This is a genomic window from Kitasatospora purpeofusca (genome assembly GCF_000718025.1).
GTDB classification, from domain to species: Bacteria; Actinomycetota; Actinomycetes; order Streptomycetales; family Streptomycetaceae; genus Kitasatospora; species Kitasatospora purpeofusca.
Genome location: NZ_JODS01000084.1, coordinates 1 through 1,113, shown reverse-complemented (window position 1 = coordinate 1,113; position 1,113 = coordinate 1). Strand labels below are relative to the sequence as shown.

General features: G+C 70.1%; 2 protein-coding genes. One reads left to right on the top strand and one right to left on the bottom strand.

Translation table 11 applies throughout. The annotated features are described in order from the left end of the window. The first annotated feature begins 278 nt into the window (after window positions 1-278). Window positions 279-713: a PhlB family protein gene (locus IF01_RS48850; RefSeq protein ID WP_051741856.1), complete on the top strand. Its 435-nt coding sequence runs from the start codon at window positions 279-281 to the stop codon at window positions 711-713. Between the two features lie 123 nt (window positions 714-836). On the opposite strand, the gene IF01_RS0140795 is transcribed toward IF01_RS48850, so the two are convergent. Beyond that, window positions 837-1,113: electron transfer flavoprotein subunit alpha/FixB family protein (locus IF01_RS0140795; protein WP_030398683.1), on the bottom strand; the 277-nt coding region annotated here is incomplete at its 5' end.

Below are 1,113 nucleotides of genomic sequence, written 5' to 3'. Positions count from 1 at the left end.
ACCTCCGCCGCGAACGGAGCGATCTTCGCCTCCGCCAGCGAACGCACCGCCTCACGGAGCATCCCGTGCTCCTCGGAGATCCGGAAGAGATCGAAGTCCTGGCTCATGAGCGGCCACTCCTGTTTCACGACGTTCACGACGGTACTCAGTACCCTTCATTATGCACGTGCGCAAGGAAAAGGGAACTCAGTGCCTTCACAGAGCGGCACTGAGTTCCCTATCCTCTTTTTGGCGGTAGCCGTAGCACCGGGCCCGTACAAACGCAGGGAGATGACACCGTGGTCCACTCAGCCATCGACGCCGACACCGAGAGCGCTCCGCTGTACTTCCAGCGCTGCGACTGGTGCCACAATCCGACCTTCCAGCGGCTGCTCTGCCCCACCTGCGGCTCCACCGAGCTGCGGCTGGAGCGCAGCGAGGGCACCGGGGTGGTGCGGCGGTGCGCCGTCGAGCAGGCCCGCACGCCGCTGGCCCGGCAGAAGTCGCTGATCCGGATGTCCGAGGGCTTCGACGTCTGGTGCATCGTCAGCGGCCTGCGCTCCACCGTGCCGGTGGGCACCAGGGTCCGGCTCAGCGGGGCCGAAGGCGTGGAGCAGCCGGAGCTGACGGTGCTGTCGCCGGAGGAGCCGGTTCGGGAGCCGGCCCCCGAACCGCGGCCGCTGCCGCCGAACCAGGGCGGGTTCACCCAGCACCTGGCGGCGTTCGCGGAGTGACGGCGGCCGCGGCTCCCTCGGGGGCCGCGGCCTTTCGGCGCACGGCCAACGGCGAGCGCGGGGCACTGGGCACTGCCGGGGTTCCTGGGTCCCCCCCCCTTCCGGTGTCCGGTCCGGCCGGTGTCAGGCCTTGCGGGCCTTCACCTCGCCGGTGAGCTGGGGCAGGACCTCGAACAGGTCGCCGACCACGCCGTAGTCGGCGAGCTCGAAGATCGGGGCCTCGGGGTCCTTGTTGACGGCCACGATGGTCTTCGAGGTCTGCATGCCGGCCCGGTGCTGGATCGCGCCGGAGATGCCGTTGGCGATGTAGAGCTGCGGGGAGACCTGCTTGCCGGTCTGGCCGACCTGGCTGCTGTGCGGGTACCAGCCGGCGTCGACGGCGGCGCGCGAGGCACCGACG